Below are 258 nucleotides of genomic sequence, written 5' to 3' on the forward strand. Positions count from 1 at the left end.
TAACCACCATTTTAAAAACAATTCAAATTAAAAGAAGTACTTATTATTATTGGTTAAAAGTTAAAAATAAACTAAAAGAAAAAGAAGAAAATGATCTTTTACAACAAAAACGGATTAAAGCTTTATGTAAAATGCATGAATATTTATTTGGCCATCGTAAAATCACTGATTTATACCAAAAAGCATTTAATGAACCCATCACTAAGAAAAAAGTTTATCTCATCATGAAAGAAAAAGGGATTTGTTGTCGTTTAAGAA

1 protein-coding gene is annotated in these 258 nt (G+C 24.4%); it reads left to right on the plus strand.

Annotation, left to right across the window (positions count from 1 at the left end; genetic code table 11):
* Positions 1-258: IS3 family transposase (locus RI68_RS02175; RefSeq protein ID WP_017193607.1), on the plus strand; the 258-nt coding region annotated here is incomplete at both ends.

Source organism: Vaccinium witches'-broom phytoplasma str. VAC (assembly GCF_000309405.1).
In the GTDB taxonomy this organism is placed as follows: Bacteria; Bacillota_I; Bacilli_A; order Acholeplasmatales; family Acholeplasmataceae; genus Phytoplasma.